16 protein-coding genes are annotated in these 16568 nt (G+C 47.7%); 3 read left to right on the top strand and 13 right to left on the bottom strand.

Features of this window, described 5'->3' with window-relative positions:
- Positions 1 to 76: 76 nt before the first annotated feature.
- Positions 77 to 727, top strand: a complete 651-nt coding sequence (locus DFR28_RS02240; RefSeq protein ID WP_113952671.1) for a class I SAM-dependent methyltransferase — start codon at positions 77 to 79, stop codon at positions 725 to 727.
- An 83-nt stretch (positions 728 to 810) separates the two neighbouring features.
- Here the strand turns inward: DFR28_RS02240 and DFR28_RS02245 are convergent, their stop codons facing one another.
- The 6 genes from DFR28_RS02245 to purB all read right to left on the bottom strand — a co-directional run bounded on the left by DFR28_RS02245 (position 811) and on the right by purB (position 7720).
- Entirely contained in the window at positions 811 to 1737 is a 927-nt protein-coding gene (locus DFR28_RS02245) for a 5-oxoprolinase subunit C family protein (RefSeq protein ID WP_113952672.1), read from the bottom strand.
- Positions 1734 to 2417, bottom strand: coding sequence for a 5-oxoprolinase subunit B family protein (locus DFR28_RS02250; RefSeq protein ID WP_113952673.1), 684 nt, complete (start codon positions 2415 to 2417; stop codon positions 1734 to 1736). Before DFR28_RS02250 ends, DFR28_RS02245 begins: the two co-directional genes overlap by 4 nt.
- A complete protein-coding gene (locus tag DFR28_RS02255) occupies positions 2414 to 3160 on the bottom strand; it encodes a 5-oxoprolinase subunit PxpA (RefSeq protein ID WP_113952674.1) in 747 nt (248 codons plus the stop codon). Before DFR28_RS02255 ends, DFR28_RS02250 begins: the two co-directional genes overlap by 4 nt.
- A gap of 138 nt (positions 3161 to 3298) precedes the next feature.
- Entirely contained in the window at positions 3299 to 5374 is a 2076-nt protein-coding gene (locus DFR28_RS19970; protein WP_211316817.1) for a S8 family peptidase, read from the bottom strand.
- 183 nt (positions 5375 to 5557) lie between these two features.
- Complete coding sequence (locus tag DFR28_RS02265) at positions 5558 to 6343, bottom strand: pseudouridine synthase (protein ID WP_113952675.1); 786 nt, start codon at positions 6341 to 6343, stop codon at positions 5558 to 5560.
- Positions 6344 to 7720: an adenylosuccinate lyase gene (gene purB, locus DFR28_RS02270; RefSeq protein WP_113952676.1), complete on the bottom strand. Its 1377-nt coding sequence runs from the start codon at positions 7718 to 7720 to the stop codon at positions 6344 to 6346.
- Between the two features lie 50 nt (positions 7721 to 7770).
- Between purB and DFR28_RS02275 the strand changes: the two genes are divergently transcribed.
- Positions 7771 to 8496 carry a hypothetical protein gene (locus DFR28_RS02275; RefSeq protein WP_147250906.1) on the top strand — a complete coding sequence of 242 codons (726 nt, stop codon included), beginning with the start codon at positions 7771 to 7773 and terminating at the stop codon, positions 8494 to 8496.
- A 270-nt stretch (positions 8497 to 8766) separates the two neighbouring features.
- Here the strand turns inward: DFR28_RS02275 and cyoE are convergent, their stop codons facing one another.
- The 3 genes from cyoE to DFR28_RS02295 are packed head-to-tail and all read right to left on the bottom strand — an operon-like array spanning position 8767 to position 11111.
- Entirely contained in the window at positions 8767 to 9711 is a 945-nt protein-coding gene (gene cyoE, locus DFR28_RS02285) for a heme o synthase (RefSeq protein ID WP_113952679.1), read from the bottom strand.
- A 5-nt stretch (positions 9712 to 9716) separates the two neighbouring features.
- On the bottom strand, positions 9717 to 10343 hold the full coding sequence (locus DFR28_RS02290; protein ID WP_113952680.1) for a cytochrome C oxidase subunit I: 627 nt from the start codon (positions 10341 to 10343) through the stop codon (positions 9717 to 9719).
- A gap of 15 nt (positions 10344 to 10358) precedes the next feature.
- Positions 10359 to 11111 carry an SURF1 family protein gene (locus DFR28_RS02295; RefSeq protein ID WP_113952681.1) on the bottom strand — a complete coding sequence of 251 codons (753 nt, stop codon included), beginning with the start codon at positions 11109 to 11111 and terminating at the stop codon, positions 10359 to 10361.
- Positions 11112 to 11183: 72 nt separating this feature from the next.
- On the opposite strand from DFR28_RS02295, the gene DFR28_RS02300 reads away from it, so the two are divergent.
- The gene (locus DFR28_RS02300; protein WP_113952682.1) at positions 11184 to 11450 is read left to right on the top strand and encodes a twin transmembrane helix small protein; all 267 of its coding nucleotides are present in this window, start codon (positions 11184 to 11186) and stop codon (positions 11448 to 11450) included.
- 222 nt (positions 11451 to 11672) lie between these two features.
- Here the strand turns inward: DFR28_RS02300 and DFR28_RS02305 are convergent, their stop codons facing one another.
- The 4 genes from DFR28_RS02305 to coxB form a co-directional block, all read right to left on the bottom strand.
- Entirely contained in the window at positions 11673 to 12566 is an 894-nt protein-coding gene (locus DFR28_RS02305) for a cytochrome c oxidase subunit 3 (RefSeq protein WP_113952683.1), read from the bottom strand.
- Between the two features lie 67 nt (positions 12567 to 12633).
- Positions 12634 to 13194, bottom strand: a complete 561-nt coding sequence (locus tag DFR28_RS02310) for a cytochrome c oxidase assembly protein (protein ID WP_211316818.1) — start codon at positions 13192 to 13194, stop codon at positions 12634 to 12636.
- 234 nt (positions 13195 to 13428) lie between these two features.
- The gene (gene ctaD / locus DFR28_RS02315) at positions 13429 to 15009 is read right to left on the bottom strand and encodes a cytochrome c oxidase subunit I (RefSeq protein WP_113952684.1); all 1581 of its coding nucleotides are present in this window, start codon (positions 15007 to 15009) and stop codon (positions 13429 to 13431) included.
- 22 nt (positions 15010 to 15031) lie between these two features.
- The gene (gene coxB, locus DFR28_RS02320; RefSeq protein WP_113952685.1) at positions 15032 to 16285 is read right to left on the bottom strand and encodes a cytochrome c oxidase subunit II; all 1254 of its coding nucleotides are present in this window, start codon (positions 16283 to 16285) and stop codon (positions 15032 to 15034) included.
- Positions 16286 to 16568: the final 283 nt, after the last annotated feature.

Below are 16568 nucleotides of genomic sequence, written 5' to 3' on the forward strand. Positions count from 1 at the left end.
GAGTAGTCTAGGTAGACATTCACCGTTTTGTCATTTATCGCTCGATAGCTGACTCAGCACCAACTGAGGTTGCTCAATGACGAAGCTTCGCTATTGCTACCAAACGATTGAGTTTGGCGACACCGACATTCATCTTTGCACTTTGCGCGACAATCAGCAGTTTGATGACCCCGAAGGCATCGCTGAAGAGTTGGGAATATCTTCAGCCATGTGGCCTATTTTTGGCGTGATTTGGCCGTCTAGTTTAGTGCTTGCACACCACTTATCAAGCGTCGACACCAGAGCCAAACGAATATTAGAGATAGGCTGTGGAATGGCACTCAGCAGCCTATTGCTAAATAAGCTCAATGCCGACATCACCGCCACCGACTACCATCCTGAGGTCGGTAAATTTTTGTTGAGAAACACACAGCTCAATGAGGACAGTGCCATTACCTATGAGCAATCTGATTGGGCAAATCATAACGACACACTCGGACTGTTTGACCTCATTATCGGCAGCGATTTGTTGTACGAAGACCAACATATTAAATTGCTCGCAGGCTTCATTAACGCACATGCAAAACCAAGTTGTGAAGTTATTTTGGTCGATCCAGGTCGGGGTCGAAAAAACAAGCTCAGCAACCTCATGCATGACTTCGGCTACCACTCAGATCATATTAAACCGACACAAACCACTTACTTAGATCATCCGTTTAAAGGGCATGTCCTGCAATTCTCTCGATAACTAGGGAATACGACCCCGGGGGTCGATAGGCCAACGCGGATCAGTTGCGCAAAAACCTTATGACTACAAGCCGCGTTATGCGGCTATTCTGGGCCATCAAAAAATCTCAGAAACCGCGTCCATTGCAAACCCGACTGCTTAATCGTGACTGGCTCAAACTTCACCGACGTGCCGGGCATTCTTTGCGCTAAAGATGAACCTGAGAGTCGTGTTATGCAACCCACTTTAGGGTAGCCCCCCATCGTTTGACGGTCATTCAGTAAAACCACCGGCTGGCCATCTGGCGGGATTTGGATAGCACCATACGCAATGCCCTCCGAGTAGAGTTGTTGAATAGTGTGACTAATCGTTGGACCTTCCAACCGATACGCCATGCGATTACTGTCGGGTCGAATCGTATAGTCAGCAAAAAATAATTGCTCGAGTGCCTGCTGCGAAAAATCCTCTGATTGATAGCCCAGCATAACTTCCACGGTGAGAGGCTGCTGATAATCAGGAATAAAGCGACGAGCGACGCCACGCGCCATGGTAGCTTGATTAATCTGTTCGGCATTAAATACCTTCCCCACAACATAGTTAAGTGCGCCCACTAAATTTTCGTGCGCCACGCTACTATGACTCTGGTAATGACTCGGTAAGTCCAATTCAGCATTAACCGCTAGATATGCCCGTAAACCTGATTTAGGAAAACCAAATAACAATCGCCCGCCAGCATTTATAGTGTAGGTACGCCATGGCAAAACCGGTGCCCCATCAATAGTCGCACTCAAGTCAGCGCCGGTAATAGCGACCTGACAATCAGCCAAAAATTCTAATTCAAGATTGCCTAAGGTGATTTCAAACATTGCCGAGCCCACTGCCTTATCAAGCAATTTATTAGCCCAGCAAAAAGCTTGGATATCAGCGGCGCCAGCTTCGGTAACACCATTCTGCATAGAATGACGGCGACCAAAGTCTTGAATCGATAACTGACCACCGAGTCGCTTTAACCTGATCAGCGGCGAGCTCAAACCAAACCACCAAGCTTTAGGTATTCAGCGCGGTCTATTGCGATAAACCGAACCGTATCACCAGCGCTAAATTGACCATGATTCGGCGGGGTTGGAGTTCGGCCAATCACTTGCCAGCCGCCTGGTGACGCACTTGGATAGATCGCTGTTTGCCGGTCTGCGATGGCTACACTGCCCGCTGCCACTTCAGCACGAAAGGAGGCATGCCGAGGTGTTTGCAAACGTTCGTCTACGTAGCCTAGGTAGGCAAACCCAGGCTGAAAACCCACTGCAAATACAGTGTATTCCGGCTCGGTATGTAGCTCGACCAGCTGGCTCTCGGTTAATCGGTGCAGCGCGCACAGCGCTACCAAATCTGGTGCGACACTGATGTCATACCAAACCGCAATCTGATGACAGTGTGGCACGGCGCGCGCATGCGGGGAGTATTCAATAAGCCATTGCTGAATCGCATCCGTCAACTCGGCGGCAGTGATACCAAGCACCTTCCGCTGCACCAATAAGGTGTTGTAAGCGGGTATAACATTCAAGATCTGAGCGGCATACGTCGATGCTAAATACTGGCCTAACCCGCCGATCAATTGAGCAAGCCTCGGGCTCGGCAATTCACCGGCAGCTAAACGCCAAGAAACCAATAAGCTGTCTTCCGATACTTCCGAGACAAGCACTGAGTCAGTCATTTAAGTATAGCGCTAAGCTGGCGCACCGCCCGTACAGAGGCAGGGTTGTCACCATGCAGACACACGCTGTTCGCGCAAATATTGAGTGGCTGACCGTTAGCCAGCAGCACCGCACCGCGGCTGACTAAACTTTGCGCCTGTGCCAAAATCAGCGCCGAGTCTTGATGCACCGCATGTGATTCAGTTCGAGGTGTGAGAGCGCCGTCCGCCGTGTAAAGTCGGTCGGCAAATGCTTCGGCTATCAGTGTAAGGTCAAATCGCTTGGCCGTCTCTCGATGCTCCGCGCTTAGCATGGTGGCCGATACCATCAAAGCCAATGGTAACGGGTACGCGGCGACTAATTGCACCATCTTTTCAAACAAACCGACATCACGCGCAATATCGTTATACAAGGCGCCATGAAACTTAACGTAGCTCAACTTAGCACCAGCGTGATCACATATTGCTTCGAGGCCGGTAATTTGCGCGACAATAGATTCCACCAACTTATCATGAGTTATGTCGATAGACACGCGACCAAAATTCTCAATATCAGGGTAACTCGGATGCGCCCCGATAATCACCATATTTTCGATGCATGCCTCAACCGCTTGACGCATCGATTCAGCACTACCGGCATGACCACCACAGGCAATATTCGCTTGATCAAGATATAGAAATAGTTCGGCATCAGTATCTAGACCCTCACCGACATCGGCATTGAGCAGTAAACGCGACTGATTTTTTTGGTTACGTAGAGTCATAGGCGAAGATTGCCATGTGACTGGTAAGCCCGCAATGGGGATTAGTAAATTGGCGCAGTAATAAAAAACGGCCAGTCGAAAACTCGACTGGCCGCCTATTGGATTTTCTAGCTCTAAATCAATAGAGCCAGCACCCGATTATTGAGAAGACGCCTGTAGACGTACTCCAGAGTAAGCCGAGTATCCACGAATACGAATATACCAAGTACCCGCTTGAGGGTTGCTGATAGTACACGTTTCGTTGTTGCCGTTGCGGTATGGGCGGCAGTCGTAAGCAGACGTAGTGGGATTAGCACCGTAACGCACGTAAAGGTCTGCGTCACCACTACCACCACTGATTTGCACCGAGAGTTGCGACTGTCCAGCCGGCACGTCCAATGTGTATGCCTGCCAACTGTTTCGAGCGCCTGCGACACCGGACTCATCAATGCTGTCAGCTTGACCACCACCACCGCCTCCGGCAGTGTAATCAGCAACAATCGATACGCCCGAATAAGCTGAGTAGCCTCGAATCATTACATGATAGGTACCAGCACTTGGTGAAGCCACAGAACACGACTCATTGTTACCACTCAGGTATGGACGACAATCATAAGTCGTTGTTGTAGGAGCGGAACCAAAGCGAGTATACAAGTCAGCATCGCCAGATCCACCAGACATAGTAATGGTTAGATCGGTAGCGCCAGCAGGCACTTCAATCGTGTAACGTCTCTCGTTGGCAGCGGAACCAGACAATCCAGTTTTAGCCACGCCTTTTTCTAGCACACTACCACCTGTTGGCGGAGGCGTACCAGACGCGGCGGCAACAGCAGCGGTAGCATCAACAATACCGCTACCACAACTTGAGCACGAACCCGGAAAACTGCGCGCAGTCGACTTCAAAATACTCTCGACTTCAGCCGGTGTAATACCTGAGTCCACCGCATACAACAAGGCCGCAGCGCCAGCGACATGAGGTGCCGCCATGCTGGTGCCTTGGAAATACGCATAGCCGTCGCCAGCTGGTGCACCTGACCCGGTATTCACCGTCGACAACACGCCGTCTGAGGTACCAGTGCTTTGATCTCCACCAGGAGCCGCAACATCGACTACGCTACCGTAGTTTGAGTAGTACGCGCGCGAACCTGATCGACCGATCGAAGCAACGGTAACGACGTTGTTACAGTTAGCCGGATTAGCACCGGACGCATTGGTATTGGAGTTACCCGCAGCCACAACCACGGTTGCACCTAAACTAACCGCTTGGTTTATCGCATCCTGCGTAGTGGAGCCACATGACCCACTGCCACCGAGACTCATGTTAATAACGTCAGCTGGATTCGGGTTGCTCGGTATGCCTGACACCGAACCACCTGCGGCCCAAATGATGCCATCGGCAATGTCCGAAGTATAGCCACCGCACTTACCCAGAACTCTAACCGGTACCACCTTGGCATCGTAAGCCACACCAGCGACCCCGATACCATTGTTGGTGGCCGCTGCCACGGTGCCCGCCACGTGCGAACCATGCCAGCTACTACTACGAGCACCGCCACCATCACCGCATTCGTTGGCGGACGTTGCATCACCGGTATCGCGCGCATCAGAGTCACGACCATTGCCATCATTAGCAATACCTGCATCACTGATCATGTCGTAGCCAGGTAACAAATTTGGCAGCAAATCCGCATGCGCCGTATAGCCTGTGTCGAGTACAGCAACTACCACACCGCTACCCGTTGACGTATCCCATGCATCGGGCAGATTCAAACCACCAGTGGCTTCGTAGTAATGCCATTGGTTGTTGTAGCTTGGATCGCTCGGGGTAGCCATCGGCTGCATCAATTCATCAACTTCGACATTAGCAATCCCAGCTTGCGCTGACAGCTTTAGCATCGCGGCTTGAGCCTGCTGTTGAGTTAGCTTTTTATCAAGCTTGAAGACATGCGAACCAGTCGCAGTTTTCCGCAAGTACTGCATACCTACGCCCGACGCGCGTGTTGCCGCGACGGCCATGGTAGATGCTGAATTAGCGGTAAGGAGTTGTGCGTTGGCGCTGCTGTCGTCGTAGGTAACGATAAAGCGTTGAGCAAAGTTGGAAGAAAGGGTTGTGGATTGTGTTGTTGCTATTTGCGCTGCATCATCTTGCATGACAACAGCGTTGGAGGTCATTGTTAGTAGGGCTAATGACGCACCATAAAGCGTGCTCGCAAGAGCACTTTTTTTCATTTTCATGATATTTTTATCCTGAGATTTAGCGTTGTAGGGTCACACAGATACTCAACATTTTGCCCCGAGCTACGGAACGAAATTACTGCGTGCGCTTTTTTCTGACGAATCAGAAGTGGTCAAATCTATACAACATTATTACATTTCAGAAATAATTAACAATTTGTTAATGATTGTGATCACTTAAATCTAACGCCTAGGCTTTCGACTCACCTTTTGTCCAGAGTGCTTATTGGCTCCATGCAAAAACTCCTCAGGCCTTACAAACCGCCACATTCCCTCTTCCAACTTACCCAAACGAAGCTCGCCAACTCGGACACGTTTCAATCCAGTAACGTGCAATCCAACCAATTCACACATTCTCCTAATCTGACGTTTTTTTCCTTCCATCAGTATTATTTGAACCTGCTCAGGATTTAATTGACGCACTTTGGCGCGCTTCAACGGCTTTCCATCTAACTCCAATCCGAAGGTCAAACGCTCAATTTGTTCGTCACTAATGTCACCGCTAACTCGCACTAAATATTCTTTTTCAAGCTTAGTATCTTGGCCGATAAGCTGCTTAGCGATACGCCCATCTTGCGTTAATACCAACAGCCCTTGTGAATCAATATCTAAACGACCTGCAGGCGCCAGACCTCGAAAATGACTCGGCTTCAAACGCTTACCGGTTTGGTCGGTTGGTGAATGCGTTTCTTCGGTGATTAAACGAACCGCGGGAATATAATCATCCTCCGCTTGACCAGACACATAGCCAACAGGCTTGTTGATCATAATCGTCACGCGCTCGTCTTGCATTTCTTGCGCACGCTGAGTCAGCTGAATGTCGACACTCTCAGGAAACTTAATACCCAGCGTATTCACGGTTTCGCCGTTAACACGCACTAAACCCTGCTCAATCAGCTTATCAGCCTCGCGACGTGAACACAGGCCACGTTGCGACATAAGTTTAGAAAGACGAACTAATTCAGTCATTTAGCTACGCGCCAGATTAGCCGCCAAGCCCACATATGAAGCTGGCGTTAATGTTTTGAGTTCTGCTTTGACGGCAGGAGGAACATCCAATGCCTCGATAAATGCGACTAGTGTCGATTGATCGATACCATCTTTACCACGCGTCAACGCTTTCAGTTTTTCATAAGGCTCAGGAATGTCGTAACGACGCATCACGGTCTGAATGGCTTCGCCAAGTACCGCCCAGTTATCGTCAAGATCGTCGGCTAATGCCTGCGCATTTACGTCTAACTTACTAATGCCTTTGAGGGATGCGGCACAGGCTAGCATGGTGTACCCGAAACCCACGCCGATGTTACGCAAAACGGTTGAATCGGTTAGGTCACGTTGCCAGCGACTAACCGGCAACTTAAGCGCTAAGTGCTCGAATACGGCGTTAGCTAAGCCAAGATTACCCTCAGAATTCTCGAAATCGATTGGGTTAACTTTGTGCGGCATAGTTGATGACCCGACCTCACCAGCAATGACTCGTTGTTTGAAATAGCCTATCGAAATATAACTCCATATATCGCGATCAAAATCCAACAATATGGTGTTAAACCGGACCACAGCATGGAACAATTCCGCCATGTAATCATGCGGTTCAATTTGCGTAGTTAGCGGATTCCAAGAGAGACCTAATGACTCCACAAAACCTTGTGAAAATGCTTGCCAATCAACTTCTGGGTAAGCCACTACATGAGCATTATAGTTACCTGTAGCGCCGTTAATCTTACCGAGAATTTCGACTTGTTTGATCTGTGCTAGCTGCCGCTCAAGGCGCGCAACAACATTACGCATCTCTTTACCGAGCGTGGTTGGGGACGCCGGCTGACCGTGCGTACGTGCCAACATAGATAGTTCAGCATGATCATTCGCCAACGCTTCGATAGCGGCAATTACCTGCTTGAAGGTTGGGACAACAACTTGCTCACGCGCCTCGTTGAGCATTAGCGCATACGACAAATTATTAATATCTTCGGAAGTACATGCAAAGTGAAAAAACTCACTGACTTTGTGTACTTCGTCAATCGACTCACAACGCTGCTTGAGAAAATATTCAACCGCTTTCACATCGTGGTTGGTGGTTGCTTCAATCTGCTTTACGGCTTCGGCATCAGCGACTGAAAACGTTTCAATGATTTGGTCAAGTTGCCGGACTGCGGCATCCGAAAATTTTGGAACTTCCGCAATATGCTGTTCCGCAGCAAGTGCTTGCAGCCATTTCACTTCTACTAACGAACGATATTTTATTAGACCAAACTCACTAAATATGGGCCGTAATGCCGCGACTTTATCGCCATATCGGCCGTCTAATGGTGTTAATGCGGTGGTCGCTGAAAGGTCTAGTTCAAGCATAGATGGGGCCCTGTTCTGGAGCAGTCTGATACAGATAGAAGACTGAAAGTGTGACTTATCGAAGTGCGGGATGTTACCATACTTTGATGTCATTTCATTGGTCAAACTACTCCCTTGAACAGCTCCGAGCGCATTCGATACAGTCGTTTCGCGCCGGTGGTGGGTCACGCCCAGATGTAATGTTGATCGAAATCGACGGACACCGCGCAGTACTGAAAGATCAAGGCGGTGCGGATAAATGGTTTGCACTATTGATTGGCCCCATTTTGAATTGGCGAGAGTGTAAAGCACTACGTCGCTTAGACGCTGTGGCTTGCGTTCCAACGCTATTACATACGCCATCATCGCGTTCATTTTTAATGACCTATCACGACGCAGAACAGGTGACTCACCTCAATCGATTCACACCGGATTGGCCGATCTTTTTCGACAAGCTCAACGCAGCAATCGACAATGTGCATGCTGCTGGCGTCGCTCACAATGATCTGCGCAACCCGACCAATACCTTGGTCAATCAGGACGGCGACCCAATCTTAGTCGATTTAGTCGCTTGTTTCTGCAAGGGCCGTCAGTGGAATCTTCCTAACCAATGGCTTTTTAGTAAATTTTCCCAAGTCGACAAATCGGCGATCACCAAGATAAAGCGACGTCTAGCTCCAGAGTTAATTGTAGATACAGACATTAACCCGGAAGAAATTGCCGGAAAATTTGGCATGGCTATCAAGGCGCTAGGACAATGGGTACGACGAGCCTCTCGCGTATTATTCACAAAATAAGCCGGTTCAGCGTTTCCTTGCTAGTAGCTATAAAATCTTATCTACCAACTGATAACTACTGACTTTAGAGCAAAATGGTGGAGGACCAATGACCACCATTCTCCGCAAAGTGCTCAGCAAAATTTAACGCCATCAGACTTAGTCGTCGCTCCTCCTGAGCACTGACGTAATTAACAAAGCCCGTTTCAAAACTCCAGCAAACCAATAGTAAGCTCGCCAATAACACCGAACCGGTTAAACCGATCAGGGAAAATATTTTGCTGAATTTAATCAGCCATATGACATCAAAAACAACCGTATTCGATCCCATAAATAGTGGTCAATCAGCATGGCACCAAACAGGTACATAAGATAATTTATCGAATAGAAGAAGGTCTTGCGCGAAAGCTCATCACTGTAGTTGCGGTACAGCTTGTATACATAAAACATAAAACGAGCGTTCAGATACAGTGCTGCAATTAGATAGATTGCCCCAAACATATGAATGGTGAATGGAAGTAAGGTTACTGCCACCAAAATGTAGGTATAAAGCAAAATCTGTAAGCGGGTAAACTCTTCGCCGTGCGTGACCGGCAACATCGGCACGCCTGCCGCGGCATATTCTTCTCGCCGATACAGTGCTAAGGCCCAAAAGTGCGGCGGCGTCCAAGCGAAGATTACCAAAAATAATAAGCATCCCTCCGGCGTGATGGCGTTAGTCATCGCGACCCAACCGAGCAACGGTGGTGCCGCTCCAGCCGCACCGCCGATCACAATATTCTGCGGTGTCGCCGGTTTAAGGAAGACAGTATAAATTACCCCATAGCCGACCATAGATATGAACGTTAGAACCGCTGTTAAGACATTAACCCAAACAACGAGCACCAGCATACCGAGCACGCAAAGTAAGCCAGCGAAAATCACCGCCTGCCACACTTGCAGCCCACCGGTTAAAAGTGGACGATTCTGGGTACGGGCCATAATCGCGTCAGCCCGCATGTCGATAATCTGATTCATCGCGGCGCCAGAGGACGCAGCGAGACCAATACCCAAAGATGCTAATGCCACAGTAACCCAGTCCGGCATGCCATCGACCGCTAGCAACATACCGACAAATGCGGTAAACACTATCAGCATCACAACCCGCGGTTTGGTCAAGTCATAGTATTGCTGAATCGCACCACTTAGACTTTCGTTAGCCCCATTTGATACAGTATCGTGCTTCGAGTTTGTCATGACAATTAGCCAATCTGCGATGCTTTTAACAAGCGTTTAACATCTTTTTTCATAATATTCGGATCAGCTGAAGCCGGATAACTCATCATCAGGTTACCCGCTGGGTCGATGACGTAAAATCGGTCTTTTTCAGCTTCTTTCGGCGCGTCATCAAGCTTGAGAACTTTAACCCACTCCTGAAACGCTGCAGGCTCTGAAGAGTAGGCTTCTATGGGGCTGTATTTTGCCGCCAAGTCCACTGCCAGCTCATCGGTTAATCCACTATGTAAAAACACCGTGCGGATACGCGTCATATCATTATTCTGCATAAATCGAAGTTGACGCATTTTGAGAATATTTGCTTCACACTCAGCACTACATGCATCTTGGGCGACAATTAAAAATACCCATTGCCGACGCAGACTATCCATCTCAACAACACCGTCCGTGCCGTGCATCATTAAATTACTAACTGGCCTGACAGGCTGATAGATATCGCCGTAATTATTAAAGTGTGTCGGTTTATAGAAATAGGCGGCGACAACTGGGGCAGCAAAAACAACAAGAATCAACACCATTTGTACGCGATTCCAGAATTGCGCTTTGTTGCCTGAAGCTTTCGGGGCAGGAGTCGTATTATTTAATTCGGTCATAGTTCTGTTCTAACGTTACGAGTCATCGTTATCGGTCGCATTGCGACGGCGCAATAGTAACACCACACAAGCAATAAAAAACGCGAATGCCATGGCAAACCATTGAAACGCATAGCCTTGGTGCTTGGCAACCCATTGATCATCTATGGCGGGCCAATCTATACGTAATGCTGCTGGGCCCACGGTATCGGGCGCCAATTCTAACACTAAAGGGAATAGCGATAAGGTCATTTCCTGTGCCACCTCAGTCAGCGGTAAATACTGCCAAACCAAACCATCCGACACCGGATACTTGTCATCCCATAAAGGCGGTTGGGCGGCCGGAAAATTGAGTCGGCCAGTAAGCGTCAAAGTCTCAACCGGTGTTTCGACGGTCGGCAACACTGCCCTACTTTGACCCGCCGAGACCCAACCGCGCGCCACTAAAACAGCATCGCTCATACCTTCAACTTCAAATGGCGTTACCACCGTATACCCAACCTGGCCTGCAACCACCTGACGATCGACCAACACGGTTTTTTCCGGCAGAAACCGTCCGCTGGCGGTCACTGAGGTATATCGAAGATTTGCATCATTTCTATTAACGGATGCGAGAGGCACGGCGACACGCTGACTTTTACTAATTAACGACGAAAGCATGTCTCGTTTCTGCTCAGCACGATCCAACTGCCAGATACCCAAGCGCAACATAGCAAGTATCAGCACGACTGCCAAAATCAACATAATTGGCAATTTCCAAGGTACAGATTGAGATTTATTGGGCTTCATTCGCAACACTTTGACCTAAATACGCTAAACTTTGCGCACCTTAGCACATGCCTTATAGGCCAGCCCTTCACTATGAGCAAAATTGTCATTATCGTTCTTCTATTAGCCATGATCGCTAGCCTTGGCGTCGGACTATTTCATTTAATCAAGACCCCAAATGAAAATGATAAAGGCGACCAGTTAGTAAAATCGCTTACGTGGCGCATCGGCATTTGGGTCATTCTATTTGTTTTTATTCTGCTGTCTTTGAAATTAGGCTGGATTAAACCGAGCAACTCTGTCAATCCTGAAAAGTTCAATCAAGAACAACAAGAACGCATTGACCAATCTAATCCATAAAACACTATTTCAACGCTACGGCTTAAACCTCTCGAGTCGTGCAGACACAAATCAACACCAGCTTGTCGATGATTAAAAGGCTATGGATTATCCTGATTAGCCTATGCATTTAACTCAATTACCCTCAGTGCGATAGAGCTCAATTCGAACGCCGCTGTTATAACCACTAAAAAAGGGCGCCTGATGGACGCCCTTTTTTCTAAATCGTGACTTAAATTCGTACTATAGAATATATACGAAGATAAATAGTCCGACCCAGACAGTGTCAACAAAGTGCCAATACCATGCACCGGCCTCGAATACGAAGTGGCGTTCAGCGGTAAAGTGACCCTTGATGCAACGAATCAGAACCACAAACAGAATAAACGCGCCCAAGCAAACATGGAATCCGTGAAACCCGGTTAGCAAGAAGAACGTAGATCCATAAACACCGGTTCCCAGTGTTAAGCCTAAGTGTTGATAGGCTTCGATATACTCTTCGGCTTGATAGAACAAGAACAATGCGCCGAGGAACACAGTCAACCCTAACCAAAAGATTAGCTGACCACGCTTATTAGCACGCAATGCGTGATGAGCAATAGTCAAGGTCACGCTTGAAGCAAGTAACAATAATGTATTCAACAAAGGCAGATGCCAAGGGTCGATGATCGCGAACTCAGTACCTTCTGCGATGGCGGTAGCATCTGGTGTGGCACCGGCGCCGGTCAACAACGCTGCCCCCATTGGCCCAGTCGAAGGCCATGATGCCTCAAAACCAGGCCATAGCAATTCGGTTTCAGCCAACCAAGGAATCGCCAGTGTACGAAGATAGTAAAGTGCGCCAAAGAAAGCCGCGAAAAACATCACTTCGGAGAAAATAAACCAAGCCATCCCGATGCGAAACGACTTATCAACATCCATATTGTAATCAGGACTCTCAATAATGACTTTGCGAAACCAGATAAACAACAGACAGGCCATACCAATAAAGCCAACCGTCATCATTTTAGGTCCAAATGCATAACCATTTAAGAAGCTAGCGCCACCCATAGCAATAAAGAACAGCGCAATAGACGCCGCGAACGGGTAGACACTCGAGTCTGGTACGAAATATTGATCTTGAGAATGTGAAGACATCTGGTTTTCCTCTTGAATAAACCTTTAACTAGTCTATTTTAGCCGTTTTATAACGGATTCGTGATAATTATTGTCCAGCGTATTTCGAATTATCGAAAAACGTGTAGGACAACGTTAGTTCTTGTACGTCTTCTGGCATATCAGTATCCAGCATAAAACGCACCTTCATTTCCTGTTCTTCGCCGGGCTGCATTACCTGCTTGCTAAAGCAGAAACACTCAGTCTTCTTAAAATGAAACCCCGCACGCGGTGGCGTAACATTAAATGTTGCCATACCGGTAATAGGTTTATCTGAGTAGTTTTTCACATAAAAAACGGCTTCTTGAACTTCACCTATCTTTACATCTAAACCTTTGGTTATCGGCTTAAATTCCCAAGGCAAAGACGTATGACTATGCGACGTAAACGTAACTGCCACTTCTCGGTCGCTCACCGTGGCGGCATTGGCTGCCGCTTCTTCGATAATATCAGTCTTACCACCGAAGCCAGTCACTCTGCAAAAAGCTTCGTACAACGGAACCAAGGCGTAACCGAAACCAAACATTAACACCGCAATAACAACCAGTTTTACGACGATGTTACCCCGTTGAGAGCGGCCGCCTTGGAATTTTGCTAGTCTATTCATCATTCACAATTAACGCATAATAAAAAAAGAAGCAATAAACAATGCGAATGGAATCAGCGCGATAAAGAACGCTACCCGAGCGTTACTCTTTTTCTTCTCATTGCTTATTTCGTTTTCAGACATTTTTTAAGCGGATGTTATGGCTTTGTAGAAATGTTGCTAGCCGGGATAAGTGAACTTCACTAAAACTGACGAGGCCATCTAAGGCCTCGTCTATTCGAACAATCTAACCCACGCTTACTTTATTGTCGGTGGGGTATCAAACGTATGGAACGGAGCCGGACTTGGAACTGTCCACTCTAGACCCTCAGGGTTATCCCAAACTTCAGCAGTGGCTTTTTTACCACCACGAACGGTCGAAACAATGATGTAAACGAACAATAATTGTGACAACCCAAGACCAAAGGCTCCGATAGATGACACTTGATTAAACTCAGTGAACTGAATTGGATAATCAGCGTAACGACGCGGCATGCCGGCTAGGCCTAAGAAGTGCTGCGGGAAGAACGTAACATTAAAGAATATCGCGGTTAACCAGAAGTGGAACTTACCTAAGGTCTCGTTGTACATATGGCCGGTCCATTTAGGCAGCCAGAAGAACGTTCCGCCCATCATAGCCATCACCGCACCAGAAAATAGTACGTAATGGAAGTGAGCCACTACGAAATACGTATCGTGATACTGAAAGTCAGCCGGTGTGATCGCTAGCATCAAGCCAGAAAGGCCACCTAGGGTAAACAAGAACACCACACCAATCGCATACAGCATTGGCGTTTCAAACGTCATTGAACCGCGCCACATTGTGGTTACCCAGTTAAATACTTTTACACCGGTCGGCACCGAAATAAGCATTGTGGCGTACATAAAGAACAGCTCGCCTTGCAAAGGCATGCCCACCGTAAACATGTGATGAGCCCAAACGATAAACGATAAGAATGCAATCGCAGCGGTAGCAAATACCATTGAGCTGTAACCAAATAATGGCTTACGCGCAAACGTAGGAATAATGTGCGAGATAATGCCAAATGCTGGCAGAATCATAATGTACACCTCTGGATGACCGAAGAACCAGAAAATGTGTTGATACAGCACAGGGTCGCCGCCGCCAGCAGGATTAAAGAACGCAGTACCGAAGTGACGATCGGTCAACAACATGGTAACCGCACCAGCAAAAACCGGCATAACTGCAATCAACAGAAACGCAGTGATCAACCAAGTCCATACGAACATTGGCATTTTCATCAAGGTCATTCCAGGCGCACGCATGTTCAGCACAGTAACGATCACGTTAATGGCACCCATAATCGATGAGATACCCATCATGTGAATCGCCACAATACCCATGTCGACACTCATTCCACCTTGAATGGTCAGTGGTGCATATAGCGTCCAGCCGGACGCCGGTGCTCCGCCGGGTACGAAAAAGCTCATCAATAAAATACTGAATGCAAATGGTAGAATCCAGAAGCTCCAGTTATTCATACGAGGCAATGCCATATCTGGCGCGCCAACCATCAACGGTAGCATCCAGTTAGCAAAACCAACGAAACCCGGCATAACCGCACCAAACACCATAATCAGTGCATGCACTGTGGTCATTTGGTTGAAAAAATGCGGGTCTACATACTGTAAACCGGGTTGCCATAACTCAGCACGAATGACCAAAGCCATTGCACCGCCCAGAAACAACATGGTCAGTGAGAAGATAAGGTATAGAGTACCGATATCTTTATGGTTGGTAGACATGAACCAACGCTTAAAACCAGTTGGCATGTGATGATCATGGTCGTGATCGTGCGCCGCTGCTGCATGTGACATGGTTATTCTCCTACTCTAATACTTAATTACGTTTCGCTTTGACATCGGCTGGCAATACTACGTCGCCAGAATCGTTGCCAAAGGAATTACGTTGATATGTGATAACGGCTGCGATTTCTTCATCGCTCAATTGGCCTGCAAACGCCGCCATAGGGGTTCCGGCTTTACCGTACATCACAATACTTAGATGATCCTCTATCGGACCGGTAGCAATTGGGCTAGCGGCGATTGCTGGAAACACGCCAGGCATGCCTTTACCATCGACACCGTGGCACGCATTACAGGTAGCGGATACTTCTTTGCCCTTAGCCATCAACTCATCTTGAGTCCAAGTTTTTGCAGCGACGGCTTCAACCGCCTCAGCACTTGCAACGATAGCGTCGACCACAGCTTCAGCTGCCGCCTCTGGAATGCTTTGCTCTTTTGCTTCTTCAGCGTCGGCGATGTTTGATGCATCAAAACTGCCGCCTGCAGCAACCCAAGCATCAAATTCGTCGCCAGTAACTACTTTGACAACAATTGGCATGTACGCATGGTCTTTACCACACAACTCAGCACATTGACCTCGATAAATACCTTCTTTACCTTCGTCAACATTAAACCAAAGCTCATTAATATAGCCTGGGATCGCATCTTTCTTAGTGCCGAACGCCGGAATCCACCACGCATGAATCACGTCATTGGCTGTAATTAAGGCACGTACTTTACGGCCCGATGGAACTACAACCATATTGTCGGTTTCCAGCAAGTAATTTTCGCCTAGAGGCTGAGCTGAATCTTCGTCAAACTGGTTAATTTGCTCGCGTGGAGTCGACAGAGTACTGTAAAAACTGATGCCACTATCTAAGTAGTCATAACCCCATTTCCACTGATAACCGGTTATTTTGATCGTCAAGTCAGACTTCGTGGTGTCTTCCATTTTGATCAAAACCTTGGTCGCAGGAACGGCCATCGCCACCAAAATTAGGAACGGTATGATAGTCCATACAATCTCTACAGAGGTGCTATGACTGAACTGCGCGGGTTGGTAATTCTTGCTTTTACGATGCTTAAAGATCGAGTAAAACATGACGCTGAACACAACAATGAAGATGACCACACACAGGTAGAAAATCAACATATGTAAGCCATAAATATCTCTCGCGACTTCGGTAACCGGGTCTTGAAAGTTCAAGCGCATTTCAGCTAACGCAAGGCCGCTGAACAACGTGGCGATCAGTAAAGAACCAAACGCAGACAATTTAGCGATCAGTCTAGTGTGTTGAGATAACACCATAATTAGAGGTACTCCAATTAAAATTTCGTTTTGGTAGATAAAGTTCTACAGAATCAATCACTTAGCCAACAATAAAATATGTCAACTCAGGTATGGTAACTTGGATAAATCAGTACTCAACCTACCCTCGCCCTTGCTCCGTAAATCACTTCACCTTGCTGTTGGATTTTATCACTTTGACTTATTACCGCTTTCACCAGTGTGAATCACCGTAATTTTGCATCAAGAGTGTCCCGACAGAAATCGTGGAAAGCGCCCAAATCGGGGCGGAGGAAAGGTATCA

The organism is Arenicella xantha (assembly GCF_003315245.1).
Taxonomy (GTDB): Bacteria; Pseudomonadota; Gammaproteobacteria; order Arenicellales; family Arenicellaceae; genus Arenicella; species Arenicella xantha.